Here is a 25084-nt window from a genome sequence, read left to right as displayed (position 1 = left end):
CCGGCGGGTCAGCCGCCGCCCGGCAGGGCGCCGGAGAGCTGGAGGAGTTCGACGAACGCGTCGATCCCGGCGGGCACGGGCCAGTCCAGGTCGCGCATGGCGGCCAGGTCGGCCGCCGCACGCGCGGCCACGTCGGGCACGCCCGCCTCCACGGCCTTGGCGAGGACCGCCCAGCCGGCCTCCCAGCGGGGGCGGGTGAGCTCGCCCTGGACGGCCGCGACCACGGCGATCAGGAAGGCCAGCTGCCGGTCGCCGCGTTCGGGCAGGGCGAAGGCGTCCGGGTCGGCGAGCACCCGGTCCGGATCGGGCAGGTCGAGGTGTTCCACGTACGAGAGCAACTCGATCCCGGCGGCATCGCCGACGGCACCGGTGAGCGCGGCGGCCAGGGCCTCCCGGGCGGCGCCGGACGCGTACCCGGTGGCCAGCAGGCGCAGGGCCATCTCCCAGGTGCGCGGGGAGGGCCAGGCGCGGCCGCGGCCCTCGGCCTCGTTCGGCATGTGGTGGACCAGGCCCGGCCGGGCGGTGAGGAAGCCGGAGATCACACCGCGGGCACGGGCCACGGCCCCGGAGACACGGGCGGGGTCGACGGCCGGGAGGGCCACCTCGGGCCAGGTGCCGGCCAGGCCGCGGGCCACCGTGCGCGGGCTGTGGGTCCAGTCGAGGTGGACGAAGCGGTTGGCCAGCGGCGGGCTGAGGTGCCAGCCGTCGGCCGCGCTGGACGGCGGGTTGGCGGCGGCGACGATCCGCACCGACTCGGGCAGCACGAGGCTGCCGATCCGGCGCTCCAGGACCACGCGCAGCAAGGCGGCCTGCACGGCGGGCGGGGCGGAGGACAGTTCGTCGAAGAACAGCAGTCCGTGGCCGGTGCGGGCGAGGCGCACCGCCCAGTCCGGCGGGGCCATGGGCACGCCGGTGGTGGCGGGATCGTCACCGACGATGGGCAGACCGGCGAAGTCGGAGGGCTCGTGGACGCTGGCGATGACCGTTTCCAGCCCGACGCCGAGGGCGGAGGCGAGCTGCTGCATGCCGGCGGACTTGCCGATGCCCGGCTCACCCCACAGCAGGACGGGCTGATTGGCCGTCACCGCGAGGGCCAGCGCCTCGAGCTGGGGGTTGGTCGCGGGCTCCGTGCGCGTGGCGCGGAGCCGGGCGCCCAGGGCGTCGGCGGCCGCCAGGGCCCCCGACGGCTGCGTCCGCTCGCTCATGCACCGTCCTCCTCGTCGTAGGGCTCGTCGAACCGGGGCTCCTCCATGCCGAACCACAGGGAGCCGACGTCATGGGCCTCGTCGTCGCCCTCGTCGGACTCGCGCTCCTCCATGTACTCGTCGAACCACTCGGAGCCGATGTCCGGGAACTCCTCCTCCACCCGGCGGCGCAGGAAGCGCAGATCGGTGCGCTTGTAGCGGCGGATCACCTGGCCCAGCGACAGGTCCGCCTCGTCGAGGACGTCGATCCGGCTGCCGGCCGCGAGGAACGCCCGGACCAGGTCGGCGGACCCGCCGAACTGGACCGCGATCTGCAGCGGCGTGAGGCCCGACTTGGTCCGTGCCTCCAGGTCCAGGCCCGCCGCCAGCAGGCGCGGGAGCAGGGCTCCGTGGTCGAGGAGGTGGAGCTGGTGCAGCAGCGTGTACCCCCGGGCGTCCCTGACCCGGGGGTCCGTGCCCGCGTCGAGGAGGGCCACGACGCCGGGGGTGTCCCCGTGCTGGGCGCGCAGGAACAGCTCGCGCCGCTGTGCCCGCAGGGCGCGAGGCAGCCGGCCCTCACCCGTGGTCCAGATCTGCTGCACGGCGAAGCAGCCTTGGATCGCCCCGCCGAACGCCCTCATGGCGCGCTCGCGCTGCTGCTCCTCGGCACTGTGCGGGAGCAGGTCGAGCACCCCGCCCCGGGAGTGGACCTCGTGCCACTCCCCGCGGCAGCGCACCCGTACGGGCCCGGCTTGGGCGGGGCCGGGCGGACCGGCGGCGGGGCCGCTCTGCGGGAACAGCGCCGCGGCGACGAGGGGGTGGAGCTCACCCGGGGTGATCCGCCCGGTGCGGACCAGTTCGAGGTCCGGGAGCCGCTTCCAGGCGAACAGCGACAGCCGCGGCACGTCCTTCAGCTCGTCCCAGCCGGCCACCCGGGCCCGCACCCGGTCGCCCGGACCGGAGCCGGCGGTCTCCACCAGCAGGTTGCCGCGCCAGTGCACGGGCAGCCGGAACCGTTCTCCCGCACCGGTCGCGGCGAGACGGTGCACTTCCGCCCCGAGCCGTGTCAGGTCGAGCGCGGACGAGCCCATGACGGTTTCGGGGTCCGCCACGCGGCCGTACCGCGGGACCTCCTCGGGCGTGGTCAGGTCCCGCTCCACGCCGGCGGCCCCGTACGCCTCGGCGTACTCTCCGCGGGCGTGCAGCAGGGCGACCCACTCGGCGTGCCCGGCCGGATCCGCCGCGCCGGGATCGGCAGTGGGCAGCTCGCCGGGAGGCAGGGGGGTGCCGTCCGGGCGGAAGAAGGGGAGCCGGTCCGCGCCGCCGGTGTGGCGGTCGCGCAGTGCGGCGGTGTGCCGGGCGTCCCAGAGCGGGCGCAGCGCGGTCCAGTCCTCGGTGCGCGGCTGGTTGACGGCGCCGGAGTGGATGCGGCCGAGTTCGGCCGGGTGGACCGGCGTGCAGTGCAGCTGCAGCCGCTGGGGGCCGTCGATCATCGGGCCGGTGGCCACGGACAGCACGGGAGCGTCGGCACCGGCCCCGTAGCGGGCGAGCAGGACACGCACGTCGGGCTCGATGGTCGTACGGCCGCCCAGCACCCGGGGCAGGTGCCAGCGCACCAGGTCGGGGGCGAGATGGCGCAGGTCCTCCTCCACCGCCTCCGCCACCGGGGCCCCGTGGCGGGCGGCGAGTCCGGGCAGGTCGAAGCGGACGTCCACGGCGGCGGCCGCGCAGGCCGACCGCCAGTCGCCGGCCAGCCGGTGGCCGGTGGCGCGCTCGATCATCCAGCCGGGCACGGCGTGACGGCGGATCCGCCGCCAGGCCGGCCCGTCCTCTGCCAGGAATCCGCCGGGCAGTTCGGCGTGGGCGCTCACCGGTACACGCTCGTGATCGCGCCGAGGTCGGGGTGGGCGGGCCGGGCGGGCCGCAGCCGGGTGGTGAAGGACCGCTTCACCTTGCGGGGCAGGCCGGGGCCGAGGCCGACGTACTCCAGCGGGGAGTCCTGCGGCACGGCGGCCAGCAGGCACTTCGCGCCGCGCCCGGTGAGCCCGGTGTGGCGCAGTTCGAGGCGGCGCAGCGGGCTGCCGGGGAGGGCGGCGGCCAGTGCGTACGCGCCCTCGTCGCCGGTTTCGTTGCCGGTGGAGCCGAGGCTGCGCTCGGACATCGCGCGTCCGAGGTCGAGGGCTTCGATGCCGCCGAGGGCGTCGGCGAGGGACCGGGCGCCGGCCGGGCCGATGCCGTTGCCGCCGAGGCCGAGGCGGACCGGGCGTGCGGGGTCGGCCGCCGCGGCGGCGGCCAGGATCGCGGTGCCCTCGTCGCCGAGGTGGTTGGCGGGGAGGTACAGCTCGCGCACCCCGGCCTCGCGGATGAGGGCGGCGAGCAGCGGCGCCGCCTCGGCGGTGAGGCCGTTGCCGCCGAGGAAGAGCCGTTCGAGGGGGGTCTCGCGGGTGAGCAGGGCGTCGAGGAGCAGGCGTACCCCTTCGACGCCGATGCCGGTGTTGACCAGGTCGAGGGTGCGCAGCGTCCGGTTGCGGCGCAGCAGGCCGGCGAGGGTACGGGCGCCGTCTTCGCGGACGGGATTGCGCTTGAGCCACAGGGCCTTGACACCGGTGTCCTCGGCGAGGGCGGCGGCGAGTGCGGCCACGCCCTCGGGCCCGATCCGGTTGCAGCCCAGGTAGAGGGTGTGCAGGCCGTGTCCGGCGGTGAGGGAGTCCGCGAGCGTACGGGCGCCGTCGTCGCCGATGGAGTTGGTGCCGAGGAGCAGGTGCCGGGCGTGGGCGGAGCCGGCGGCAACGGCCGCGACCCGGGCGGCGCCGGCGGGTCCGAGGCCCTGCTTGCACAGGTCCACGCGGCCGTCGGCGCGCAGGGTGCCGATCGGGAAGGTCTCGTCGGCCTCGACGTCCTGGCCGCAGGCGAGCCGCGCGAGCAGCGGGTCGAGCCCCGCCGGATCGGCGAGCGGCAGGTCGGGGTGCTCGATCGCGGGGCACCGTACGGGTGTCGGCTGTGTCATCACCACTCCACCGGTCCTTCGCCGGTGCCCGGCGTCCACAACGACATGAAGAAAACGATCAGGAAGAAGAAGACGCAAGACCGGTCGGATTCGAACCGACGTCCTCCAGCTCGATGCGTGGGCGCGACGACCTCTGCGCTACGGCCTTGCTGCGGGAGATCATATACACCCGCCGGCCGAAACTCGATCACCAGTTTGAATCTCTACCCAGGCCGGTCGACACCCGTCACGCTACGTGATGATCTCCGGGCGCGGAGCGAACCCCCTTTATCCCTTTCGCAGCACAATCCACCGGAGAAACTCCGGCCACGCCGGATCGTTACCTCAAGTTTTGCTCAATTCCAGTGACACCGCGGCCACGGCCTTCCTAGCTTCCTCGTACACGCGTCCCTCACGCGTCCCTCACGCGTCCTGACGCGTCGTACACATCCGCGGTTCCTGCCGGCGATCCCGCAGCGCGTCGCGTCCCCAAGGAAAGAGTGCAGCAAATGAAGGTTCCCAAGGCCGGTGCTTTGGTCGCAGTGATCGGCCTCGCCCTGACCGCCTCCGGGTGCGGCGAAGGCGACAGCGGCCCCAAGGGGAACCTCTCCATCGGCATCAAGTTCGACCAGCCCGGTGTCGGGCTGCGCGATCAGAGCGGCACCTTCTCCGGTTTCGACGTGGACGTCTCGACGTACATCGCCAAGGAGCTCGGCTACAAGCCGGAGCAGATCGAGTTCAAGAAGGTCGACAGCTCCGACCGCGAGCTGCTGCTCCAGTACAACGAGGTCAAGTTCGTCGCGGCCAGCTACTCGATCAACGACAAGCGCAAGGAGAAGGTCGACTTCGCCGGCCCCTACTTCCTCGCGCACCAGGACCTGCTGGTCCGTGCCGACGAGACCGCGATCACCAAGGCCGAGGACCTCAACAACAAGAAGCTCTGCTCGGTGACCGGCTCCACCTCGGCGCAGAACGTCAAGGACAAGCTGGCCCCCAAGGCCAGCCTCCTGGAGCTCGACGGCTACTCGGAGTGCGTCATCGCCCTCCAGGACGGCCTCGTCGACGCCCTCACCACGGACAACTCCATCCTGGCCGGCTACGCGGCCCAGAAGGGCAACGCGGGCAAGTTCAAGCTGGTCGGGCTGAGCCTGAGCAACGAGAACTACGGCATCGGCGTCAAGAAGGGCGACAAGGAGCTCCAGGGCAAGATCAACGCCGCCCTGAAGAAGATGGTCCAGGACGGCTCCTGGGAGGCCGCGGTGAAGAAGAACTTCGGCCCGGCCAACTACAGGAACGAGCCCGCCCCGCAGATCACCACGGGCAGCTGACGACCGGCGCCGTGGGGGCGGTCCGTGGCGGCGCGCCCCCACGGACCGCCCCCACGGACAGCCGCCCACGGACAGCCGCCGCGTCCGTCAGGTCAGCGGCGCCTTGGCGCGGAGCACCTTCAGGAACTCCCGCATCCAGGCCGAGTGGTCGGGCCAGGCCCGGGCGGAGACCAGCATTCCGTCGACCACGGCCTCCGAGTCCTCGTACACGGCGCCGGCGGCCTTCATGTCGAGTTCCAGCGCCGGGTACGCGGTCACCCGGCGGCCGTCCAGCCCGCCGCTCGCGGCCGTGATCAGCGGGCCGTGGCAGATCTGTGCGACCGGCTTGTCGGAGCCGGTGAACGCGGCCAGGATCCGCCGGACTTCGGGGTCGTTGCGCAGGTACTCCGGCGCCCGGCCGCCCGGGACGACCACGGCCGCGTACTCCTGCGGGTCCACGTCGGCGAACACCACGTCGGCGGGCCAGGTGTAGCCGGGCTTCTCGGTGTAGGTGTCGAAGCCCTCCTCGAAGTCGTGCACCACGAACCGCAGTTTCCTGACCGCCGGCGCCGCGATGTGCACCTCGTACCCCTCCTCGCGCAGGCGCTGGTACGGATAGAGGACCTCCAGCGATTCCGCCGCGTCGCCGGTCACGATGAGGATCTTCACTGCCATGAGCTGCTCCCGGTGGGGGTGTCCACGGTGTGCACCGTCCGCTCGGCCCCGGGCGGGGCCCCCGCCACCGTGCCCGCAGCCGGGCGCCCTGCCAAGAGGCCTCACCCGTTCGGCCCAGTGCTCGAGACGACGGAATCCGGCCGTCCGACACATGGATTTTACCTGTAGGGCACATGACAATGTGAGCCTCTGCTCTGCCACCTGACGCCCCGCCAACTGCCATGGCGGGGGCGGTGCCTGCGAAGAGGTATCCCCCACATCATGAGAATCTCCCCAAGCGCCCCCTGGGCCGCCGGCCTCGCCGTCGCGGCCCTGGCCCTGATTCCGGCCACCGCGTCGGCCGGCCCGCAGCGAACGGCGGCTCCCCACGCCGACGCGGCGGCCACCACCACCGCCACCTCCGTGGACGCGTACTACGCGGCCGCCGAGGGCAAGACCGGGGCCGCACTCAAGACCGCGCTCCACGACATCATCAAGAACCAGTCCAAGGTGACCTACGACGGCGTGTGGAACGCACTGAAGGTCACCGACCAGGACCCGGCCAACCCCAACAACGTCATCCTCGTCTACTCGGGCCGCTCGCAGTCCAAGTCCAGCAACGGCGGCGGCGCCAACGACTGGAACCGCGAGCACGTCTGGGCCAAGAGCCACGGCGACTTCGGCACCGCCACCGGCCCCGGCACCGACCTGCACCACCTGCGCCCCGAGGACGTCACGGTCAACAACACCCGTGGCAACAAGGACTTCGACATGGGCGGCAGCCCGGTCGCCGAGGCGCCCGGCAGCTTCACCGACTCCAACTCCTTCGAGCCGCGCGACGCGGTCAAGGGCGACGTGGCGCGCATGCTGCTCTACATGGCCGTGCGCTACGACGGCGGCGACGGCTTCGCGAACCTGGAAGTCAACGACAAGGTCGACAACGGCACCGCTCCCGCCATCGGCCGGATCAGCGTGCTCAAGCAGTGGAACCGGCAGGACCCGCCGGACGCCTTCGAGCAGCGCCGCAACCAGGTCATATTCGATACGTTCCAGCACAACCGGAACCCGTTCATCGACCACCCCGAGTGGGTCGACTCCATCTGGTGATCCCGGCCCGGAGGCCGTCACCCCGCCGGGGACGGCCTCCGAGGGTTGGACCGCGCCGGGCCGGGTATTCCCGGGCCAGAGGCTGCGGCGCGCCGTCCGGCGACGCCGGCCGAAGGAGGTCGTCATGGACGGAGCCGGGCTGTCCGACCACGAGCGGCGCGCCTTCTCCGCGATCGCGGCGGATCTCAGGCGCGACCCCTCCTTCGAGCGGAACCTGAGCTCCGCGCAGGCCCGCGCCCGCCACCGGGCCGTGGCCGCCTGTCTTCTCGGTGTGGTGACGCTGATTCTGCTGGTGGCGGCCGCGGTCACCGTCTCGCTCCCCCTGATCTGGGGTTTCGCCGCGGCCTGGACCCTGACCGTGGTCCTGGCCCTGCCGCCGGCTGGCCGGTGGGTCGGCCGCCGTCTGCAGCGCCGCGTCCCCGCCGACGCCGAAGCCGACCGGCCGTAGGCCGTGTCACTGCTCGCCGAGCACCATCCACTTGGCCGGATGGGCCATGGGCGCGAACCCCGCCTTCGCGTAGACCCCGTGGGCGTCGGCGGTGGCGAGGAGGACCCGGCGCAGGCCGTACGGGGCCAGGTGGTCGCGGACCGCGGCCGCCAGGCTCGTACCCAGACCCTTGCCGCGGGCCGCGGGGTCCACGTAGACGTCGCAGAGCCAGGCGAAGGTGGAACGGTCGGTGACCACGCGGGCGTAGGCGATCTGGGCGCCCGAAGCGGAGTCGTAGACGCCGAAGTTCAGGGAGTCCGCGATGGCCCGGTCCTGCTTCTCCCTGCTGCGGCCGAGGGCCCAGTACGCGTCCTGCGACAGCCAGCGGTGGATCAGCTCGGCGTCGAGCCGGGCGGGGTCGGTGGACAGCTCGTAGCCGTCCGGCAGTTCACTGGTGGTCTCACGGTTCATCCCGGCATCCAAGCAAGGCGGACGGCGTCCGGGCCAGCGAATATGCCGCTCACGGAGCAGGCCGCTCACGCCGGGGGCTGGAGCCGGTCGGCGAGGGTCTTGAACTCGGCCCAGGCGGGCTGCGGCGGGCGGGAGTCCCAGACCTTCTGGGCCAGCGCCGCCAGCGGCAGCCGGATCCCCTCGGCGATCTGCGCCGGGGTCTGGGCACCGGCCAGGTCACACCACACGGCGAGCCGCGCGCCGAGTATCTGCGCCGCGTACTGCGCGGGCACCGGGGTCGTGCCGCGCAGGACGAGCGGGGTCCACTGCTCGTAGATCCGCTTGCCGGTGGGGTAGGTGAACTGGTTCGGCTGGCCGAGCACGTAGTAGAGGAACTCGTCGTTCAGGTTGACGACCTTGCGGCCCTCCCGCAGGTACTCCAGCGGCGGCCGGGCCCCGTTCTCCTTGCCCGTCCAGTACTCGACCTGGATGTCCTTGGCCGCCTGGACCACGCCTCCGGTGAAGAAACCGTCGTTCCAGGCCTTGGGCACCCGGCCCGCCGGGCGCACGACGTCCGCGCGGTCGTCCAGCCAGCCCGTGGCCAGGTCCTGGATGCGCGCCGAGGGCCCGTACCGCTGCCGGGCCGCCTGCGCGAGCCGCGGGAACGAGGCCTGGGGGTCGCGGTAGACGAGCGCCTGGTACTCGTCGGCGCCCAGGTGCCAGAGCGTGCCGGGGAACAGCGGCAGGTACTCGCGGAGCAGTTCGTCGATCAGCCTGGCCGCGGCCGGGTCGGATATGTCCACGGCGCCCTTCACGGCCCGGCCCTGTACGTCGCGCAGCTGCAGGTCCGGGTGGGCGCGCAGCACGGCGCCGAGGTGGCCGGGCGAGTCGAGTTCGGGGACGACCGTGATGTGCAGGTGGGCGGCGAGGGCGGTGATCCGCCGGACGTCGGCCTTGCTGAGGTGGGGCGTGGAGACGATCTCGGGGTGGGTGTCGGACTGGATCCGGAAGGCCTGGTCGTCGGAGAAGTGCAGGCCGAGCTGGTTGAGCTTGAGGTCGGCCATCTGCCGCAGCCGGTCCTCGATCCAGCCCACGCTGAAGTTCTTGCGGGCGATGTCGAGGTTCAGGCCGCGCTGGGGTTTGGCCGGGGCGTCGCGGACGGTGCCCTCGGGGGCCGGGCCGCCGGACTTCACCTCCTGTTTGAGGGTGCGGGTGCCGTAGAAGACACCGGCCTGGTCGGGGCCGATGACCCGGACGCGGCCGTCCCGGACGGTGAGGGTGTACGACTCGGGCGGTCCGGAGTTCTTGGCGCCGAGGGCCAGCTCCACGTCGCCGGGGCGCGGGTCGGCGGTCTCGGCGAAGCCCATGCGCAGTTCGCCGGCGAGCAGTCTCCCCTCGTCGGCGAGGGCGGCCGCGTCCTTCGGCGGTACGACGATCCGCGCGCCGGCGGCGGGCTTCCAGCCGGGGCCGCGGGCCGGGACGTGTTCCCGTACGGCCGGAATGGTGCGCGGGGCGGTGGACAGCGCGTAGGAGGGGGTCGGCGAGGGCTCGGCGGCCGAGGGGGCGGCCGCGGACGCGGCGGTGGAGCCCGTCGTACCGGTGGCGTCGGGGCTGCGGGCCTCCTCGGAGGCGGCCGTGCAGCCGGGGACGGCGAGGGAGACCAGCGCGGCGACGGCTGCCGTCGCGGCGACGTGGCCTCTCGTGGGCCGGCCGGACCGGCCCCTTCTCGGCTTTCGCATCATGCACCCCTGTCCCCCGTACCAACGTGGCACGGGGGACAGGGGCGCGCGACCCGGAGGCCGGGCGGGAGCGTCAGAGGAGCGCGTCGAGTGCGGTGGCGGCGAAGGCGTGGTCCTGGTCGGGGGCGCCGCCGCCCACGCCGATGGCGCCGATGAGCCGGCCGTCGCGGTGGACGGGCAGCCCGCCCGCGATGAACAGCAACGGCCGGTCCAGGGCGGTGGGCAGGGTGTGGAAGGGGCCGCCCGGCCGGACGGCGTCGACGAGGTCGGCGGTCGGCGCGTCCAGCTGGAGGGCGGTGAAGGCCTTGCGGGTGCTGGTCTCACCGGAGATCAGCACGGCCCGGTCGTCGCGGCGGAAGGCGAGCGGGTGCCCTCCGGCGTCGAGGACGGCGATGCTGACCGTGACCCCCGCCCGCTCGGCGGCGGCCCGGGCGGCGGAGACGAGGAGTTCGGCGTCCTGCGTGGTCAGCGGGGCGACGGCGGTTCGGGCGGGGGTGGCGGTGGTGGTGGCAGTGGACATGCGGGGTTCTCCTCAGGGTGTGGCGGTACGGGTGGTGCGCGGCGTACGGGTGGTGCATGGCGCACGGGTGGTGCGCGTACGGGTGGTGCGCGGCGTGGGAGGGGGTGTGGGGTACGAGGGGGGGTGGATCAGTGGTGGACGGACACGGGGGCCCCGGCCGGGGCTGCGCCCGCGATGACCCGACCGCCACCGGCCGGGCGGGCGGCCGTACGCCGTTCCAGCGCGCCGGAGACGAGGGCGAGGACCAGGGCGGAGGCGGCGAGGGCGGCGCCGACCCAGTTCGGGGCGGTCCAGCCGAGTCCGGCGGCGATGACGAGCCCGCCCAGCCAGGCGGCGAGTGCGTTGCCGAGGTTGAAGGCGCCGATGTTGACGGCGGAGGCCAGGGTGGGGGCGCCGGCGGCCTGGTCGAGGACCCGCTTCTGCAGCGGCGGCACGGTCGCGAAGCCCAGCGCCCCGATCAGCACCACCGTGGCGGCGGCGCCGGCCTTCGAGTGGGCCGTCAGGGTGAAGACGGCCAGGACCAGGGCCAGGGCGGCCAGGGACACGTAGAGCATCGGCATCAGGGCGCGGTCGGCGAACCGTCCACCGATGAGGTTGCCGGCGACCATGCCGAGGCCGAACAGGACCAGCAGCCAGGTGACGGAGGTGTCGGCGAAGCCGGCGACCTCGGTCATCATCGGCGTGATGTAGGTGATCGCGGCGAAGACGCCGCCGAAGCCGAGGACGGTCATCGCCATCGCGAGCAGCACCTGGACGTTACGGAAGGCTGCCAGCTCATGGCGGATGCGGACATCCTCGGGGCGGGGCAGTTCGGGGACCAGCCGGGCGATGCCGAGCAGGCCGAGGACGCCGAGGGCGGCGACGATCAGGAACGTGATGCGCCAGCCGAGGGTCTGCCCGACGAGCGTTCCGAGCGGGACGCCGACGACATTGGCCACGGTCAGGCCGGTGAACATCATCGCGATCGCGCCGGCCTTCCTCTCGGGGGCGACGAGACCGGCGGCGGCCACCGAGCCGATGCCGAAGAACGCGCCGTGGGCGAGGGAGGCCACGACGCGGCCGGCGAGCATGACGCCGAAGGCGGGGGCGAGCGCGGAGAGCACGTTGCCCGCGATGAACAGGCCCATGAGCAGCATCAGCATGCGCTTGCGGGGGATGCGGGTGCCGAGGACGGTCATGAGCGGGGCGCCCAGGACGACGCCGAGGGCGTATCCGGTGACCAGGAACCCCGCGGTGGGAATCGAGACGCCGTAGTCGGCGGCGACCTCGGGGAGCAGGCCCATGATCACGAATTCGGTGGTCCCGATCCCGAAGGCCCCGATGGCCAGGGCGAGAAGTGCGAGAGGCATGAGGGGGTGCCCTTCAAGGGGGAGGTGGTGGTGCCGGGGCGCGACACTTGCTGTCGCCGCTTACGTGCGTCCACATTAATTGCAGACGCGGGCTATTTGCAAGCGCGGGCTATTGCGGCAGTGACCTATCCTGGGAGGGCGCCCGTGGGACACGGACCCGGGAAACGGTTCGAAGGAGAGCAGCCATGACGGCCACCGACAGCGCCCTGACCGGCCTCGCCCAGGGCTGGTGCGCCCTCTCCCTGCTGCACGGGAGGATCGAGGCGCACATCGAACGGGCCCTGCAGACCGGCCACGGGCTGAGCGTGCGCGAGTACTCGCTGCTGGACGTGCTGAGCCGCCAGCACAGCGGTCCCGGCGGCCACCTGCGGATGCACCAGGTGGCCGACTCCGTGGTGCTCAGCCAGAGCGCGACCACCCGGCTGGTCAGCCGCCTGGAGGACCGCGGGCTGCTGAACCGCTACATCTGCGACACGGACCGCCGGGGCATCTACACCGACGTGAGCGAGGCCGGCCTGACCCTGCTCGCCGCGGCCCGGCCGACGAACGACGCCGCGCTGCGCGAGGCGCTCCGCGAGGCCGCGGCCAACCCCGAACTCGCCCCGCTGGTCGCGGCGGTGGAGAACACCGCGGGCCAGGGCCTGTCCGGCTGATCATGTGACCACTAGGCTGCGGCGATGGAGCGCTTGACCCCCTTGCCGGAGGTTCCGGCCCGGCCCGCAGACCCGGTCCTGGCGAACGACTACGACGTTTTCGCCGAGGCGTACTCGGCGGAGAACGAGAACAGCCTGGTGAACGCGTACTACGAGCGGCCCGCAATGCTGGCCCTCGCCGGAGACGTGGCCGGCCGAGAGATCCTGGACGCCGGTTGCGGCTCGGGCCCGCTGTCCGCCGCGCTACGTGACCGCGGCGCGGTCGTCACCGGCATCGACGCCAGCGCCGGGATGCTGGCGCTGGCGAGACAGCGGCTGGGTGACGACGTCCCCCTGCGGGTGGTCGACCTGAACGACCCCCTGCCGTTCGACAACGAGGCGTTCGACGACGTGGTCGCGTCACTGGTGCTCCACTACCTGGAGGACTGGGGGCCGGCGCTGGCCGAGTTGCGGCGCGTGCTCAGGCCCGGCGGCCGGCTGATCGCGTCGGTGGACCACCCCTTCGTGGCCTACACGATTCGGGATCCCCGGCCGGACTACTTCGCGACCACCAGCTATGCCTTCGACTGGACGTTCAACGGGCGGTCCGCCTCGATGAGGTTCTGGCGCAAGCCGCTGCACGCGATGACGGACGCCTTCACCGCTGCCGGCTTCCGTCTTTCCGCCATCAGCGAGCCGCAGCCCGATCCAGCCGCCCGTGAGCTGTTCCCCGACGGCTTCCACGCCCTTTCGGCCGAACCCTGCTTCCTCTTCTTCGTCCTCGATGTACCGCGCTCGCCTGCCGGCTCGGGCCCGTAGCCGTTCGGCGGGGGGCGTCTGCCGTGGAACGTCCCGCCACGGGCGCGCGACGCCGGACACGGCACCTCGCCGCCTTGTCGCGACGCCCGGATGCGCCCCGTGTGCGGACGCCCCTCCGCCCTGCGAGGCACCGCATCCGACGCCGCGCGCCGATCCACCGGGGATCACGGGACAGCCCTCAGGTCCCGGAAGGGCTGGTGCTGGGGGACGGGGAGCGGGGTGGGGGTGAGGGGCTCGCGGACGGGGGCCGGGAACTCGACGGCTGCGCCGAGTGGGGGCCCGACAGGGCCGGCGTCGGGGAGGGCGCCTGGGCGGACCGGGTGCCGGGGGGCCTGGACGGCAGCGGGGACGGCTGCACCGAGGGGGTCGGCGTCCCGGTGCCCGACCCCGGTGTCGGACCGGGGCCGGCGAACTCGGGCGGCGAAGCGGGCGGCACCGGGCGGGCCGGGGACGCGTCCGGGCCCAGTACGAGGTAGCAGGTCACGGCGGCGGCAGCCGCGGCCAGTCCCGCCAGCGGCAGCGCGAACCGGCGCAGGTTCAGCCGCAGCCGCGCCGCGGGCAGCCGCCGGGCGTGCGGACCCGGCGGGTCCGCGGGGCGCAGCGCGCGGATCGTGACCCCGGCCGCACGGGCGTCCAGGGCCTGGCGCAGCCTGCGTTCGACGAGGCGTTCGGCGGGGTGTTCGCCGTGCGTCATATCCGTCCCTCCAGGGTCCGTTCCAGCGCGTCCAGGGCGCGGCTCGCGTTCGACTTCACCGCTCCCCGGCTGATCCCGAGGGTGGTCGCTATCTCCGCCTCGCTGAGGTCGGCCCAGTAGCGCAGTACGAGGACCTGCCTACGGCGCGGGGTCAGTCGGCCGAGTGCGGCGAGGACCTCGCGGTGGGCCTCGTCGAGGACGACGTGGTCCTCCGCGGAGGGGATGTCGGCCGCCGTGGGCGGGGTCCACGCCCGGGCCGTGCGCCGCCGGCGCAGCACGGACCGGGAGGTGTTGACGACGGCGGTGCGCAGATAGCCCAGCGCGTTGTCGACCTCGCCGATGTGCTCCCCGTGGCGCCGGTACAGGGCCGTGAAGGCGTCCTGGACCACGTCCTCGGCGGTGGCCAGGTCGTCGACGAGCAGGACCGCCAGCCGGACCATGCGCAGCCGGTGGGCGTGGTAGAGCTCGGTGACGGTGGGGTGCTGCGCGTCCCCGCGCGGCTCGGCCCCGCGCGGCGCGTCCCCGTACGCGGACCCGGGGCCGTACCCGTACCGGGGGCCGGTGCCGAGCGGCTGTGCGGGGGTCGGCGGGGTGGCGCGCTCGCGGCGCAGCACCGACGCCCACAAGCCCCGCCACGCCCGGCCGAGGCCGAGCGTGACGGGGCGTGCGGAAAGCATGGGTGGGGCGAGGTGGTGCACGTGATTCCTCAGCCGTTGGCGCGGCGCCGGACGGCGTACAGGGTTCCGGCGCCGGCGGCGACGAGACCGGCGGCCCCGGCCCCGATGGCGGCGGTGGCGGCGGACGATCCGGTGTGCGCGAGCTCGTCACCGGCCGGGGAGGGGCTCGCCGAGGGGGCCGCGGAGGGGTTCGCCGAGGGGGCCGCGCTGGGCTCCGCGCTCGGCCGGCCGCTGGGCTGGACGCTCGGCGCGGCCGTCGGCGGAAGGCTGGTCGACGGCGCGGGCCGGGCGCTCGGTGCCGACGTCGGCGGAACGCTGTGCGAGGGGGTGGGAATGGCGCTCGACGGCGCGCTGGGGACGGGCGACGGGGCGGCCGAGGCCCCCGAGGCGGCGAGGGCGGGCCCGGCGAGCGCGACGACGGCCCCGGCGGCGGCAGCGGTGACGGCCGCCCGACGGAGGGTCAGGGGGACGCGCTTCAGGTTCATCACAGTGGTTCTCCACGGTCGGGTCACGGTCGGGAAGGACGCGGAATGACGCCCTTCACCCCCGCACGACGCGCGACCCCCCTGGAGGTTGCCGCCGATTGCGAAAAACTTTTTGCGGCGTCTCCCCTCACACCGCGGGCAGCGGGATCCGGCGGACCACCTCGAAGCTCAGGTTCCCGTAGGCGGTGAAGAAGGCGACGGCCGCGAGCTCCGTGGCGCCGCCCGGGTCGCGGGCCAGGACCTTGGCGCGGCGGGCCGTGCGGTCCAGCTCCGGTGCGTGCCTGCGGCCCAGCCGGACCGTGCGCGTGACCCCCTCCGCGCGGACGTTCAGGAAGCAGTCCCAGGTGCCCGGCGGGATCGGGCCGCCGTCGGCCACCGTGGCCAGGTCGAGCTCCGCCAGGAAGCCCGCCATGATCAGCTTCGGGTCCACCTCCGTGAGCTCCGGCGCCGGGAGCGGCTTGGCCGGTACGAGGTGTTCGTCGCCGGTCTCCCGCGCCCGCAGCAGGAGTTCGCTCCCCGTGCGGCCGGTCCCGAGCGACTGGATGTACGCGTGGCCGGTCAGCCGTACCCGCCCGCCCTTCCAGGTCAGCGAGGAGAGCCGGTGCTGCGTCTTGAGCAGGTCGGTCACGTCGAAGAGCACGTCCGGCAGTCCGGCCGCCGGATCCCGGAACAGCGGGTAGCAGCGGTACACGCGGCCGTTCTCGACGAGCTCCTGCGGCGCCGGCTCCTGCGCCGGCTCGTACTCCATCAGCTGCTCGAAGGCGGCCAGCGGGCCGCAGGCGAACGCGTACAGCCGGATCCAGTCGATCCGCGGCAGCTCACCGCCCATGTCCGGGCGCCAGTACGTCTGCACCAGCTCCCGCGCCCGGTCGTACACCTCGGCGGTGAAGCCGGGGTCCTCGTGGCGGGCCCCGACGGCCGGGCGCAGCGCGGTGCGCAGCAGGCTGCGGAAGTGCCGGCCGAGCATCCGGCGCCGCCCCACGGGGTCCTGGACCCGCTCGGCGACGAGCGACATGACGCGCTCGATGTGGGCGACCGTCTCGGCCGCGGTCCGGGGGCGGGAGGTGATGTTCCGGCCGTCGTCACGGCGGCGCAGGAAGTAGCAGTCGTAGTCGCCGACGACGGAGATCTTCCCGGCGGCCAGGAACACCTCGGTCACGAAGACCTGGTCCTCGCCGTACCAGAGGTCCTCCGGGTAGCGCAGGTGTGCGTCCTCGATGACCTGGCGGCGCATCAGCTTGGCCGAGTGCAGCGAGCGGTAGACCTCGGAGGTGTAGAGGTCGGCCTCCTCTGCGTGGCGGTGCGCCTTCTCCGACACGGTCCGGCCGAGCCCGACCTGCTTGGCGAGCACGAGGTCGCTGTCCTGGGTCTCGGCCATGTCCAGCAGCCGCTCCAGCGCTTGGGGGCCGAGGTGGTCGTCGGCGTCGAGGACGAAGACGTAGCGGCCGCGGGCCAGGTCGAGGGCGCGGTTGCGCGGGGCGCCGGGGCCGCCGGAGTTCGGCTGGTGCAGGACGCGGATCTGCGGGTGCCGGGCGGCGTAGCGGTCCAGTTCCGCGCCGCTGCCGTCCGTGGAGCCGTCGTCGACCGCGATGATCTCCAGGCGCTCGGCCCCCAGGGTCTGGCCGAGTGCCGAGTCGAGGCATTCGGTCAGGTACGGCATCGCGTTGTAGACGGCGATGATCACGGTGATGTCGGGGGTGGACGCGCGCTGCATGCACCGAGCATAAAGTTCCGCTTCCTGGGCTCCCGAGGGGGTGCCGAGTGGTCGAGGGCGTGCCCCGTCCGCGCGGGCGGTTCAGGGCATCCCGCCCAGGGCCCGGCCGAGGAGGGCGATCCCCTCTTCCAGTTCGCCCGGCGGGCCCGCCGCGTAGCCGAGGACGAGCCCCGGCGGGCCGGGCCGCATGCGGTGCCAGGACAGCGGGTGGGCCTTGACCCCGAGGGCCAGGGCCGCGGCGGCCAGGGCGGTGTCGTCGAAGGCGGCGCCGTCGAAGGTGACCATCAGGTGCAGGCCGGCCGCCGCTCCGTGGACCCGGGCGCCCGGCAGGTGCGCGGCGATCGCCCGGAGCATGGCGTCCCGGCGGCGGCGGTGACGGCGCCGGACGAGGCGCAGATGGCGTTCCAGCTCGCCGGAGTCCATCAGCCGGGCCAGTACGAGTTGGGCGAGGACCGGATTGCCGAGGTCGGCGTAGCGCTTCGCGGCCACCACCGCCTCGCGCAGGCGGGGCGGCACGAGCAGCCAGCCGAGGCGCAGCGCGGGCGCGAGCAGTTTGGAGACGCTCCCGGCGTAGCAGACGCCGTCGGGCAGCAGGGCGCGCAGCGCCGGGACGGGGGCGCGGTCATAGCGGTGCTCGGCGTCGTAGTCGTCCTCGACGACGAGGCCCCCGGCCGCCGCCCAGGCGAGCAGCTCCCGGCGGCGCTCGCCGTCCAGTACGACCCCGGTGGGGAACTGGTGCGCCGGGGTCAGCAGCACGGCCCGGGCTGCGCTCGCCCGGAGCGCGCCGACGTCGAGCCCGCCGTCGTCCACCGGGACCGGGACCGTCTCCAGCCGGCCGTACTCCAGCTGCTGCCGGGCCCCGAGCGAGCCGGGGTCCTCGACGGCGACCGTGTGGACGCCGCCGTCCCGCAGGACGTGCGCCAGCAGGCCCAGCGCCTGGGCGACGCCGGCGACGATGACGACCTCGCCGGGGTCGGCGCGGATCCCGCGGTTGCGGGCGAGCCACCCGGTGACCGCCGACCGCAGCGCGGGTGCGCCCTGCGGGTTCCCGTAGCCGAAGTCGGCGGGGGTGAGAGCGGCGAGCACTCGCCGCTCGGCTTGGAGCCAGGCCGTGCGCGGAAACGCGGTGAGGTCGGGCACCCCCGGTGACAGGTCGATCCGTGCGGGGACCGCCCGCAGCGCATCGACGACGGGCCCGAGCCCGGCCGGCCCGAACGGCCCCCCGGCCCGGCCGGCGGGGGTAGGGGATGCGCCGGCTCCGGCTGGCCCGCCGGGTCCTGCCGGGCCGGGGGACGCGCCGGAACGGACCCGGTCGAGGGGGGCGGCGGCTCCGCCCTGAACCGCCGGACCGGCCGAAGCCCCCGGATCAGCCGGACCAGCCGGGGTGGAGGGACCGCCTGGAAGACCCGGGGCACCGGACGCAGCCGGGGCCGGCGGGGCGAAGGGGCTGGCGGGAAGGGCCGGGGCACCAGGCGCGGGCGGGGCCGGCGAGGCGCACGGGCTGCCTGGAAGGGCCGGGGCGCCGGGCACCGGCGGGGCCGACGGTGGCGCCGAAGGGGTCGCGGCGAGCGGGGCGGCCACGACGATCGTGCCCGCGCGGCCGCGGCCCGCCACCTGGCCCGCGTCCGCCAGACGTCGGTAGGCCTCGGTGACCAGGCCGCGGGAGACCCCGAGTTCCGCCGCGAGGACCCGGCCCGGCGGGAGCCTGCTGCCCACCGGCAGCGTGCCGTCGGCGATGGCCGCGCCGATGCGGGCGGTCAGCCAGTCGGTGCGGCGGCCCGCGGGTGCTTGCGCCGGGTCCAGCTGGAGGAAGTCCGAGCCCCCCGTTTTGGACCCCTTGACTCGACCCGTTTCGGCACTGTTCACAGGTCCAATGCTGGCAGAGGCTGAGCCCCATGAACACCTCCCTCCGTGACCTCGCGCCCGGCGCCCTCGGCATGGTCCTGGTCGGCAGCAGCGTCGGCGTCTCGCGCTCCCTGGTCCACGCCCCGCTGTTCGCCACCCAAGCCGTCCGCTACGCGGCCGCCACCCTGCTCCTCCTCGCGCTCGCCCGGGCCGCCCGGGTGCGGATCCTGCGGCCGCGCGGCCGCGAGTGGCTCTGGCTGGGCGGGATCGCGGCGACCGGACTCGTCCTGTTCAACGTGGCCGTCGTGCGCGGTGTCGCGCATGCCGAACCGGCCGTGATCGCGGTTGCGGTGGCCTCCGTACCGGTCCTCCTCGGGGTGATCGGCCCGCTGCTGGAGCGGCGCAGCCCCAGTCGCCGGGTCCTGCTGGCGGCTCCGGTGGTCGTGGCAGGAGCCGTGCTGGTGGAAGGGACGGGCCGCACCGACCCCGCCGGGGTGGCCTGGGCCGCGCTCGCGCTGGCCTGCGAGGCCGCCTTCACACTGCTGGCGGTGCCGGTGCTTCAGCGGCACGGGCCGTGGGGGGTGTCGGTGCACGCCGTGTGGATGGGGACGGTGATGCTGGGGGTGCTGACCCTGTGCACCGAGCCCCCGTCGGGCCTGGCGGCCGTCGGGCCGGCCCAGTGGGCGGCGGCCGGGTACCTCGCCGTCATGGTCACCGCGGTCGCGTTCCTCCTCTGGTACCGCACCGTCGCCGCCGTGGGCGCCGGCCGGGCCGGCCTGCTGACCGGCGTCGCGCCGCTCGCCGCGGCCGCCATCGGCGCCCTCTGCGGCGGCGGGGTGCCGGGTGCGCCGGTGTGGCTGGGCCTGGTGATCGTGGTCGGCGGGCTGGCGGCCGGGCTCCGCGAACCTCGGCCCGCGGCCGGGCCCGGGCCCGGGCCCGTACGGAAACGGCCGCGACCGCAGCCGCAGCCGCAGCCACGGAGGGAACGGACACCGGCGTCCCCTTGAGGGCCCCGGCCCGGTGGTCACCATCCGCAGACGCCGACGCCCCTGTACGGCTGCCCCCGTACCGCAGTTGGTTGTGGTACTTCTCCCCCACCGCCGACCACCGCCGACCACCGGCGGCCCGGCCTGGTCCGCCTCGGCGTCGGGGTGCAGCAGGGCGTGCTGCCGGTGGGCGGACCCCCGGGCCGTGGACCACCACGTCGCAGTGGTCGTCACCCCGGGCGCGCGGCCGGTTCCGCCACGACGGCCGCCCGCCGCAGCAGGTGGCCGCGCCCGCGTTGCAGCGGCTGGTGCCCGTCGTGGCGGGGCACGACGACGGTCCCGGTCCGCGGACCGGCTGGGCGGAGTGCTTCGTGGACTTCGCAGGCCGCAGCGTTGAGGCGCACACCGACCTCGGCTACGCACCACGGAGCGCCCGCCGGTTCCGCTGAGCGGGAAGGAGGGCGCTGGCGGCACGTGGTCGACGGGACGCGCCGCCCGGCGCGGCGGCCCGCTGCTGGAGGTGGAGGCCGCCACGGCCGGGCAGGGACCGCTCGTCGCGCTGCGCCACGCCCGCCCCGGGGTGTCCCGGCACGGAGACGCCGTGACGAACGTGCTGGCCCGGGACGCCCTGGCCCGGGACGCCCTGCTGCCCATCACGGCGGCCGGGCACGCGGCTCTGTACCCGGGGTCCCTGGCCTGTCGGCTTGCGGACCGCGCCGGCGCAGGCCCAGGGACGAAGCCGAGCCCCGTCCTGGACTTACGTGGTAGGCGGGGGGGGTCAGGAGGAGGCGGGGCCGATCACGACGGCCGTCCCGTACGCGCACACCTCGGTCCCGACGTCGGCGGCGTCGGTCACGTCGAACCGCATCATCAGGACGGCGTTCGCGCCGCGGGCCTTCGCTGCTTCGATCAGCCGTTCCATGGCCTGGTTGCGGGTCTCCACCAGGGTCTTGGTCAGCCCCTTCAGCTCGCCCCCGATCATCGACTTCAGTCCCGCACCGATCTGGCTGCCGAGGTGGCGCGAGCGGACGGTGAGGCCGAAGACCTCCCCGATGACCTGCTCGACCCGGTAGCCGGGAACGTCGTTCGTCGTCACGACCAGTACGCCGGTCTGCTGGGCCCCCGGGCCGCCGCTGTAGTCATCGATACCCATGGGCCCACTGTGGCGGCGGGCCCGGGCCCGCGCATCCGGAGCACGGCGGGGATCCGGCCGCTCCGGGGATCACGGCAGCCGGCCGGCGATCCGGCAACGGCGGTGCAGAAGCCTTCCACCAGCAGGGCGGTGCCCCGCGGCAGGCGGCGGGCCGGCAGCCGCAGCTGCCGTTCGGTGCGCAGTTCGACGACCCGGGTCGACCCGGTGCGGGGACCGTCATGGCGGCGATTGGGCATTTCGGGCTAAACGGCGGTGAGTCACCAGGGTTGTCCGAGCCACCCTCGCCATAGTCGACCCTGGCGGCCGAGTGGCTGCCGCCCCCGGCCCGCGGCACACCGCGGCCGGCCGGATGTCTTCGCAGAGGAGCCTGCACATGCAGAAGCCCACCCGGACCATCCTCGCTCTCGCCGCCGGAAGCCTGGTGCTCGGCTCGGTCGGCGCGGGCGCCGCCTTCGCGGACGACGGTCCGACGGCGGACACGCCGTCGCGCGAGAGCGTCGTCCTGGAACCGGAGAACGACCAGTCCAGCACCTACCGGGGCGAGAGGTACACGGTCGGCAAGGTCGTCTCACGCGGCCCGCTGCAGATCCGCAGCAAGCCGACCAGCCGCTCGCAGTCCGTGGGGCACGTCAAGCCGGGCCACAAGGTCGCCATCGTGTGCAAGGTGCGCGGCGAGTGGGTCGACGGCAACGACGTCTGGTACCTCCTCCACGTCAAGAAGAAGGAGGAGGACGGCCGGGAGACGCACGACGGTCGGGAGACGCACGAGGGCCGAGAGACGGACGACGGCCGGGAGACGGACGAGGGCCGGGAGACGGACGCGCAGCAGCCCGCGTTCTCCGACGAGGAGGGCCGCAACGGCATGCACGAGAGGGACGGCAAGAACGGCAGGAACGGCAAGCACGAGAAGGACAGGAAGCAGGCCTGGATCTCCGCGCGTTACGTGAAGAACCTCGACCACGTGAAGTGGTGCGACTGACCTTCCGGTCCCCCCGCCGGCCGGTCAGTCCACCGGCCGGTCCACCGGGCGTACGGCCCGCGGCCCCAGGCACCGCGCCCCGTACGCCCGGACCCGTTCGCGCAGTTCCCGGTCCGCCGTGACCACGACGCACCCGCGCTCCGCGTGGGCGGCGGCCAGTTCCACGATCCGGTCGTCACCGCTCCCGGGCGCCGGGTCCACCCGTACACCGGGCACGGACTCGACGCCCCGCGCGGCGCCCTCGACGACCAGGATGACCTCCTCGATCTCCCCGGCCTCCCCCGCGGCCCCACGGCCGAGCGGGTCGCGCCGCGCGAGGCGGTCGCGCAGCCGCTCGGCCGCGCCCCGCCGGTCCCGCCACCAGCCGTCCGGTACGGAGCCGACGACGTTCGCGGCGTCCACGATCAGCACGCTCATGAGCCCAGTATGGGCGGGCGGGCTCCTAGAAGTCGCCGTAGTTGACCTGCCAGGTGGGCAGGCCCATCCGGCGCCATACCGCGACCACCCGGTCCCGGTCGTCGAGCGACACCCGTACCGCGTACCGGTGGCGCACGTGCGCGTCGAACAGCTCCGCCTTCACCACGTCGTCGCGGCGCGTGTCGCCGAGCGGGCGCATCCACAGCTCGTCGTACGGCACCTGGTGCAGGCGCAGCCAGGCCTCCGTCTGCGGGCGGTGTTCCTCGCCGCGGCCGGACAGCAGCACGATCGTGTCGCCGTCGGCTCGCCGGAAGGCGTCCAGCGCGTACCGCACCGGCTCGTTCAGCGCGTCGATCTCGCAGCGCGAGAAGTCGTACGGGCTGCGGTCACCGGTCAGCGCGAGCGTGCCGTCGATGTCGCACATCACCGCCGGGGGCAGCGCCGGATCCGGCACGTACGGCTCGACCGCGGGCTGGTCGTTCAGCCATTCCGCCGTGAGCCTCCAGCCGCCCTTCCTGGCGCTCATCCGCTTGTCGTTCAATATCCGGATGACCTCTTCGCCGACCGGCCGCTCCCTCGCGGCGTCGCGGCGCAGGCACTCCTCCACCGGTACGTCGGTGAAGTCGTGCACGACGAAGGTCGCGCGCCCGGCGACCGCCGCCTTGAGCCGCTTGGGGATGTGCGAGGTCAGGTGCGTGTTGTCGACGACCACGTCGAAGCCGTCGTCGACGGCGGCCCGCACGGCCGCGTCCTGGACGGCCAGGACGGTCCGCTCGTGCCGGTAGGAGCGGCCGCGCTCAGGGTCGGGCAGGTCGAGCATGGCCCGCAGGTCGTCCAGGTTGACGCGACGCATCCGGCCCGCGGCCTCAGCCTGCAGGGCGCGCGCGGCCGTCGTCTTCCCCGAGGCCGGCAACCCCGTCATGACGTGGACGACGGGGCGTGCGGGTTCTTCGGACACTGGTCAGTTCTCCTCATCGGTGGTGAAGGGGTCGGACGCCTCCGGCCGCACGTCCCGCCATACGACGAGATCGGTGGACCGGCCGTCCAGGCGCAGGAACATCGCCGCGCGGATCCAGCGGTCGGGCAGTGCCTTCGCGGCGCGTGCGAACGCGGCGCGGTCGCCCGCCAGATGGGCGAGCTGCGCGTACGCCTCGTCGATGGCGCGCTCACGCCGTGCCGCCGCGTCCTCCAGGCGGGCGACCACCTCGCGGACCCAGGCGTCGAACTCGTCCGGCACCTGCTCCAGCAGCGCTTCGAGCGGCTTGCCGCCCGAGGCCTCGATGTCGGCGGCGGTGCAGCTCAGCCCCTGCGCCAGCTCCTTGGCCGGCAGGCCTGCGAACCGTTCGATGCCGTGGTGGCGCCAGATGTCCCGCTCGGTGACGCCGGTGACCAGCTTGTGGAGCCGTACGTACTCGGACAGCTTGGCCTTCGCGCGCACGCCGGAGGCGAACCGCAGGACGAAGCCCTCGGCGTCGGTGCCGGCCGCGCTCTCGCCACCGGGCAGCGTGTTCGACTCGGCCAGGGCCAGGAGTTCGGCGAGCGGCATGGCGGGCCACACCGTGACGACGGACCCGATGCCCTGCCAGTGGACCGCGGCCTCGGCGAGCGGGACCTCGGTGCCGTCCGGGCCGAACGCGGCGAGGAGCACCAGGTCCCGGCGGTCGCCGTAGTCGACGACGATACGGTTCTGCGGGTACAGGACCTCCGCGAGGTAGGTCACGCCGGGGACGAGGGCCGAGGTGTCCCGGCCGTCGAGGTGGCGCCGGCCCCAGGTGGCCTGGGTGCTGATGAAGGAGCCCTTGGACGCGACGTGCCAGCTGCCCGCGTAGTGGAAGACCACGGCGAGGCTGCCGTCGACCTTGTCGTACACCTCGAACGGCTCGTCGGGCAGGGCCGGCGCGTACGGCCGGCCCGCCTCGTGCTCGCCGACGTTGAAGAACTTCGGCAGCGGGAGGGCGACGATGGCGCCGGTGACGTCGTCGGCGACGAGTCCGCGGCAGCGCATCGTCACCCGGTTCCAGATCTGCTCGTACTGTGCCGTTCTCGTGTACGTGTAGATGGACAGCGGCAGTTCGGGGTGTGACTTGCGGGTCACGTGCCCGGCGTCGAGGGCGGCCGCGAGCTCCTGCTGCGGCAGCAGGTCGTGCAGCGTCGGGTAGGCCTGGCTCTGGCCCATGGGTTCCTCCCGGTTCGAGATGGTTCATTCTCACGTGCGGGAGGGGCGGCCCGGTAGCGAATTATCGCTGGTTGGAAGGGTTACGGGCGACCCGGTTGAGGTCCTGCGGACGCGGGGGGACATGGAGCCCTGGCAGGACAGCCGGAGCGGGTCGTTCTCCGTCTCGCCCTTGACGCCGGCCCACATGGAACGGCCCCGCTCGGAGAGGATGATGTTCAGGTGCGCGGCCTGTGCGGAGCTAGGCCCTGTCGTCAAACTGCCGTCTGCCCCGCGGGCGACGACGGGAGTTCGACGACAGGGCCTAGTGCGAGATGCAGAGCTCGTTGCCTTCGGGATCGGCGAGCGTGGTCCAGGCGAAGGGGCCCTGGCGGGCGTCGTGCAGGTGGCGGGCACCCTTGGCGATCAGGCGTTCCACGACGTCCCGCGGGTCGTCGCCGCCGGTGCGGACGTCGAGGTGGACGCGGTTCTTGACCGTCTTCGGCTCGGGGACCAGCTGGAACAGGACGCGGGGTGCGCGTTCGAGGCCCTCGGGGTGGCGGATGGCGGCGCCTGCCTTCCAGACGAGGGCTCCGCGGTGGGTGGTGGTGTCGTCCTCCCCGGCCTGGCCCTCGGCGATCATCTTGCGGATGAACTCCTCGTCGGTCCGCTCCACTTCCCAGCCGAGGGCGTCGGCCCACCAGTCGGCGAGGGGATGCGGGTCGGCGGAGTCGACGGTCACCTGGAACGTGTATGCCATGGGGCGACCCTACTCCGGGTCGTTCGGTCGATGCCGGTGTCGCGGCAG

Annotated in this window: 25 protein-coding genes and 1 pseudogene; 7 read left to right on the top strand and 19 right to left on the bottom strand. The window is 73.9% G+C overall.

Annotation, left to right across the window (positions count from 1 at the left end; translation table 11 throughout):
* Positions 1–8 precede the first annotated feature (8 nt).
* The 4 genes and pseudogenes from ACIPK4_RS28500 to ACIPK4_RS28485 all read right to left on the bottom strand — a co-directional run bounded on the left by ACIPK4_RS28500 (position 9) and on the right by ACIPK4_RS28485 (position 4339).
* Complete coding sequence (locus ACIPK4_RS28500; protein WP_402317572.1) at positions 9–1205, bottom strand: AAA family ATPase; 1197 nt, start codon at positions 1203–1205, stop codon at positions 9–11.
* On the bottom strand, positions 1202–3055 hold the full coding sequence (locus ACIPK4_RS28495; protein ID WP_402317569.1) for an ankyrin repeat domain-containing protein: 1854 nt from the start codon (positions 3053–3055) through the stop codon (positions 1202–1204). Before ACIPK4_RS28495 ends, ACIPK4_RS28500 begins: the two co-directional genes overlap by 4 nt.
* Positions 3052–4191: a gala protein gene (locus ACIPK4_RS28490; RefSeq protein ID WP_402317567.1), complete on the bottom strand. Its 1140-nt coding sequence runs from the start codon at positions 4189–4191 to the stop codon at positions 3052–3054. Before ACIPK4_RS28490 ends, ACIPK4_RS28495 begins: the two co-directional genes overlap by 4 nt.
* A gap of 75 nt (positions 4192–4266) precedes the next feature.
* Positions 4267–4339: pseudogene (locus ACIPK4_RS28485) on the bottom strand.
* Between the two features lie 340 nt (positions 4340–4679).
* Between ACIPK4_RS28485 and ACIPK4_RS28480 the strand changes: the two are divergent.
* Entirely contained in the window at positions 4680–5498 is an 819-nt protein-coding gene (locus ACIPK4_RS28480; protein WP_402317564.1) for a glutamate ABC transporter substrate-binding protein, read from the top strand.
* Positions 5499–5585: 87 nt separating this feature from the next.
* On the opposite strand, the gene ACIPK4_RS28475 is transcribed toward ACIPK4_RS28480, so the two are convergent.
* On the bottom strand, positions 5586–6152 hold the full coding sequence (locus ACIPK4_RS28475) for a DJ-1/PfpI family protein (protein ID WP_402317561.1): 567 nt from the start codon (positions 6150–6152) through the stop codon (positions 5586–5588).
* Positions 6153–6413: 261 nt separating this feature from the next.
* Between ACIPK4_RS28475 and ACIPK4_RS28470 the strand changes: the two genes are divergently transcribed.
* Both ACIPK4_RS28470 and ACIPK4_RS28465 read left to right on the top strand, forming a co-directional pair.
* Positions 6414–7238 (top strand): endonuclease I family protein, encoded by an 825-nt coding sequence (locus ACIPK4_RS28470; protein WP_402317558.1) that lies wholly within the window; start codon positions 6414–6416, stop codon positions 7236–7238.
* Between the two features lie 124 nt (positions 7239–7362).
* Positions 7363–7686 carry a DUF3040 domain-containing protein gene (locus ACIPK4_RS28465; protein ID WP_402317555.1) on the top strand — a complete coding sequence of 108 codons (324 nt, stop codon included), beginning with the start codon at positions 7363–7365 and terminating at the stop codon, positions 7684–7686.
* A 6-nt stretch (positions 7687–7692) separates the two neighbouring features.
* Here the strand turns inward: ACIPK4_RS28465 and ACIPK4_RS28460 are convergent, their stop codons facing one another.
* From ACIPK4_RS28460 to ACIPK4_RS28445, 4 genes are all read right to left on the bottom strand, one after another.
* Complete coding sequence (locus ACIPK4_RS28460; protein ID WP_402317553.1) at positions 7693–8136, bottom strand: GNAT family N-acetyltransferase; 444 nt, start codon at positions 8134–8136, stop codon at positions 7693–7695.
* Between the two features lie 65 nt (positions 8137–8201).
* Complete coding sequence (locus ACIPK4_RS28455; RefSeq protein WP_402317551.1) at positions 8202–9857, bottom strand: glycoside hydrolase family 20 protein; 1656 nt, start codon at positions 9855–9857, stop codon at positions 8202–8204.
* A 70-nt stretch (positions 9858–9927) separates the two neighbouring features.
* Entirely contained in the window at positions 9928–10374 is a 447-nt protein-coding gene (locus tag ACIPK4_RS28450; RefSeq protein WP_402317548.1) for a heme-binding protein, read from the bottom strand.
* A gap of 128 nt (positions 10375–10502) precedes the next feature.
* Positions 10503–11723: an MFS transporter gene (locus tag ACIPK4_RS28445; protein WP_402317545.1), complete on the bottom strand. Its 1221-nt coding sequence runs from the start codon at positions 11721–11723 to the stop codon at positions 10503–10505.
* A 185-nt stretch (positions 11724–11908) separates the two neighbouring features.
* Here ACIPK4_RS28445 and ACIPK4_RS28440 point away from each other — a divergent pair, with 185 nt between their 5' ends.
* Positions 11909–12376: a MarR family winged helix-turn-helix transcriptional regulator gene (locus ACIPK4_RS28440; RefSeq protein WP_402317542.1), complete on the top strand. Its 468-nt coding sequence runs from the start codon at positions 11909–11911 to the stop codon at positions 12374–12376.
* Between the two features lie 24 nt (positions 12377–12400).
* On the top strand, positions 12401–13174 hold the full coding sequence (locus ACIPK4_RS28435) for a class I SAM-dependent methyltransferase (RefSeq protein WP_402317540.1): 774 nt from the start codon (positions 12401–12403) through the stop codon (positions 13172–13174).
* Between the two features lie 178 nt (positions 13175–13352).
* Here the strand turns inward: ACIPK4_RS28435 and ACIPK4_RS28430 are convergent, their stop codons facing one another.
* The 5 genes from ACIPK4_RS28430 to ACIPK4_RS28410 all read right to left on the bottom strand — a co-directional run bounded on the left by ACIPK4_RS28430 (position 13353) and on the right by ACIPK4_RS28410 (position 18460).
* Positions 13353–13868: a hypothetical protein gene (locus tag ACIPK4_RS28430; protein ID WP_402317537.1), complete on the bottom strand. Its 516-nt coding sequence runs from the start codon at positions 13866–13868 to the stop codon at positions 13353–13355.
* Complete coding sequence (locus ACIPK4_RS28425) at positions 13865–14545, bottom strand: RNA polymerase sigma factor (protein WP_402317534.1); 681 nt, start codon at positions 14543–14545, stop codon at positions 13865–13867. Before ACIPK4_RS28425 ends, ACIPK4_RS28430 begins: the two co-directional genes overlap by 4 nt.
* Positions 14546–14574: 29 nt before the next feature.
* Positions 14575–15030: an LAETG motif-containing sortase-dependent surface protein gene (locus tag ACIPK4_RS28420; protein ID WP_402317531.1), complete on the bottom strand. Its 456-nt coding sequence runs from the start codon at positions 15028–15030 to the stop codon at positions 14575–14577.
* A 127-nt stretch (positions 15031–15157) separates the two neighbouring features.
* Positions 15158–16744, bottom strand: coding sequence for a glycosyltransferase family 2 protein (locus ACIPK4_RS28415; RefSeq protein ID WP_402317529.1), 1587 nt, complete (start codon positions 16742–16744; stop codon positions 15158–15160).
* Positions 16745–16825: 81 nt separating this feature from the next.
* Positions 16826–18460, bottom strand: a complete 1635-nt coding sequence (locus tag ACIPK4_RS28410; protein ID WP_402318034.1) for a PLP-dependent aminotransferase family protein — start codon at positions 18458–18460, stop codon at positions 16826–16828.
* A 179-nt stretch (positions 18461–18639) separates the two neighbouring features.
* Between ACIPK4_RS28410 and ACIPK4_RS28405 the strand changes: the two genes are divergently transcribed.
* Positions 18640–19596 (top strand): EamA family transporter, encoded by a 957-nt coding sequence (locus tag ACIPK4_RS28405; protein WP_402317526.1) that lies wholly within the window; start codon positions 18640–18642, stop codon positions 19594–19596.
* Positions 19597–20353: 757 nt separating this feature from the next.
* Here ACIPK4_RS28405 and ACIPK4_RS28400 read toward each other — a convergent pair.
* On the bottom strand, positions 20354–20728 hold the full coding sequence (locus ACIPK4_RS28400) for a YbjQ family protein (protein ID WP_054227786.1): 375 nt from the start codon (positions 20726–20728) through the stop codon (positions 20354–20356).
* A 373-nt stretch (positions 20729–21101) separates the two neighbouring features.
* Between ACIPK4_RS28400 and ACIPK4_RS28395 the strand changes: the two genes are divergently transcribed.
* Positions 21102–21707 carry a hypothetical protein gene (locus tag ACIPK4_RS28395; RefSeq protein WP_402317524.1) on the top strand — a complete coding sequence of 202 codons (606 nt, stop codon included), beginning with the start codon at positions 21102–21104 and terminating at the stop codon, positions 21705–21707.
* A gap of 24 nt (positions 21708–21731) precedes the next feature.
* On the opposite strand, the gene ACIPK4_RS28390 is transcribed toward ACIPK4_RS28395, so the two are convergent.
* From ACIPK4_RS28390 to ACIPK4_RS28375, 4 genes are all read right to left on the bottom strand, one after another.
* A complete protein-coding gene (locus ACIPK4_RS28390; RefSeq protein ID WP_054227788.1) occupies positions 21732–22124 on the bottom strand; it encodes an NTP pyrophosphohydrolase in 393 nt (130 codons plus the stop codon).
* Positions 22125–22149: 25 nt separating this feature from the next.
* Positions 22150–23082 (bottom strand): AAA family ATPase, encoded by a 933-nt coding sequence (locus tag ACIPK4_RS28385; protein WP_402317521.1) that lies wholly within the window; start codon positions 23080–23082, stop codon positions 22150–22152.
* Positions 23083–23085: 3 nt separating this feature from the next.
* Complete coding sequence (locus ACIPK4_RS28380; protein ID WP_402317518.1) at positions 23086–24300, bottom strand: RNA ligase; 1215 nt, start codon at positions 24298–24300, stop codon at positions 23086–23088.
* A gap of 301 nt (positions 24301–24601) precedes the next feature.
* A complete protein-coding gene (locus tag ACIPK4_RS28375; protein ID WP_402317516.1) occupies positions 24602–25036 on the bottom strand; it encodes a VOC family protein in 435 nt (144 codons plus the stop codon).
* Positions 25037–25084 lie beyond the last annotated feature (48 nt).

Source organism: Streptomyces sp. NPDC086989, from assembly GCF_044745505.1.
Taxonomy (GTDB): domain Bacteria; phylum Actinomycetota; class Actinomycetes; order Streptomycetales; family Streptomycetaceae; genus Streptomyces.
The sequence above is the reverse complement of the archived record's forward strand: the minus strand, read 5'-3'. Positions and strand labels throughout refer to the sequence as shown.

Coding starts and splice junctions, on each gene's coding strand:
- ACIPK4_RS28430 (WP_402317537.1), bottom strand. CDS start 13,868: ATGACGCACGGCGAACACCCCGCCGAACGCCTCGTCGAACGCAGGCTG.
- ACIPK4_RS28475 (WP_402317561.1), bottom strand. CDS start 6,152: ATGGCAGTGAAGATCCTCATCGTGACCGGCGACGCGGCGGAATCGCTG.
- ACIPK4_RS28480 (WP_402317564.1), top strand. CDS start 4,680: ATGAAGGTTCCCAAGGCCGGTGCTTTGGTCGCAGTGATCGGCCTCGCC.
- ACIPK4_RS28465 (WP_402317555.1), top strand. CDS start 7,363: ATGGACGGAGCCGGGCTGTCCGACCACGAGCGGCGCGCCTTCTCCGCG.
- ACIPK4_RS28425 (WP_402317534.1), bottom strand. CDS start 14,545: ATGCTTTCCGCACGCCCCGTCACGCTCGGCCTCGGCCGGGCGTGGCGG.
- ACIPK4_RS28455 (WP_402317551.1), bottom strand. CDS start 9,857: ATGATGCGAAAGCCGAGAAGGGGCCGGTCCGGCCGGCCCACGAGAGGC.
- ACIPK4_RS28500 (WP_402317572.1), bottom strand. CDS start 1,205: ATGAGCGAGCGGACGCAGCCGTCGGGGGCCCTGGCGGCCGCCGACGCC.
- ACIPK4_RS28420 (WP_402317531.1), bottom strand. CDS start 15,030: ATGAACCTGAAGCGCGTCCCCCTGACCCTCCGTCGGGCGGCCGTCACC.
- ACIPK4_RS28470 (WP_402317558.1), top strand. CDS start 6,414: ATGAGAATCTCCCCAAGCGCCCCCTGGGCCGCCGGCCTCGCCGTCGCG.
- ACIPK4_RS28375 (WP_402317516.1), bottom strand. CDS start 25,036: ATGGCATACACGTTCCAGGTGACCGTCGACTCCGCCGACCCGCATCCC.
- ACIPK4_RS28490 (WP_402317567.1), bottom strand. CDS start 4,191: ATGACACAGCCGACACCCGTACGGTGCCCCGCGATCGAGCACCCCGAC.
- ACIPK4_RS28380 (WP_402317518.1), bottom strand. CDS start 24,300: ATGGGCCAGAGCCAGGCCTACCCGACGCTGCACGACCTGCTGCCGCAG.
- ACIPK4_RS28435 (WP_402317540.1), top strand. CDS start 12,401: ATGGAGCGCTTGACCCCCTTGCCGGAGGTTCCGGCCCGGCCCGCAGAC.
- ACIPK4_RS28400 (WP_054227786.1), bottom strand. CDS start 20,728: ATGGGTATCGATGACTACAGCGGCGGCCCGGGGGCCCAGCAGACCGGC.
- ACIPK4_RS28460 (WP_402317553.1), bottom strand. CDS start 8,136: ATGAACCGTGAGACCACCAGTGAACTGCCGGACGGCTACGAGCTGTCC.
- ACIPK4_RS28405 (WP_402317526.1), top strand. CDS start 18,640: ATGAACACCTCCCTCCGTGACCTCGCGCCCGGCGCCCTCGGCATGGTC.
- ACIPK4_RS28395 (WP_402317524.1), top strand. CDS start 21,102: ATGCAGAAGCCCACCCGGACCATCCTCGCTCTCGCCGCCGGAAGCCTG.
- ACIPK4_RS28415 (WP_402317529.1), bottom strand. CDS start 16,744: ATGCAGCGCGCGTCCACCCCCGACATCACCGTGATCATCGCCGTCTAC.
- ACIPK4_RS28445 (WP_402317545.1), bottom strand. CDS start 11,723: ATGCCTCTCGCACTTCTCGCCCTGGCCATCGGGGCCTTCGGGATCGGG.
- ACIPK4_RS28440 (WP_402317542.1), top strand. CDS start 11,909: ATGACGGCCACCGACAGCGCCCTGACCGGCCTCGCCCAGGGCTGGTGC.
- ACIPK4_RS28390 (WP_054227788.1), bottom strand. CDS start 22,124: ATGAGCGTGCTGATCGTGGACGCCGCGAACGTCGTCGGCTCCGTACCG.
- ACIPK4_RS28450 (WP_402317548.1), bottom strand. CDS start 10,374: ATGTCCACTGCCACCACCACCGCCACCCCCGCCCGAACCGCCGTCGCC.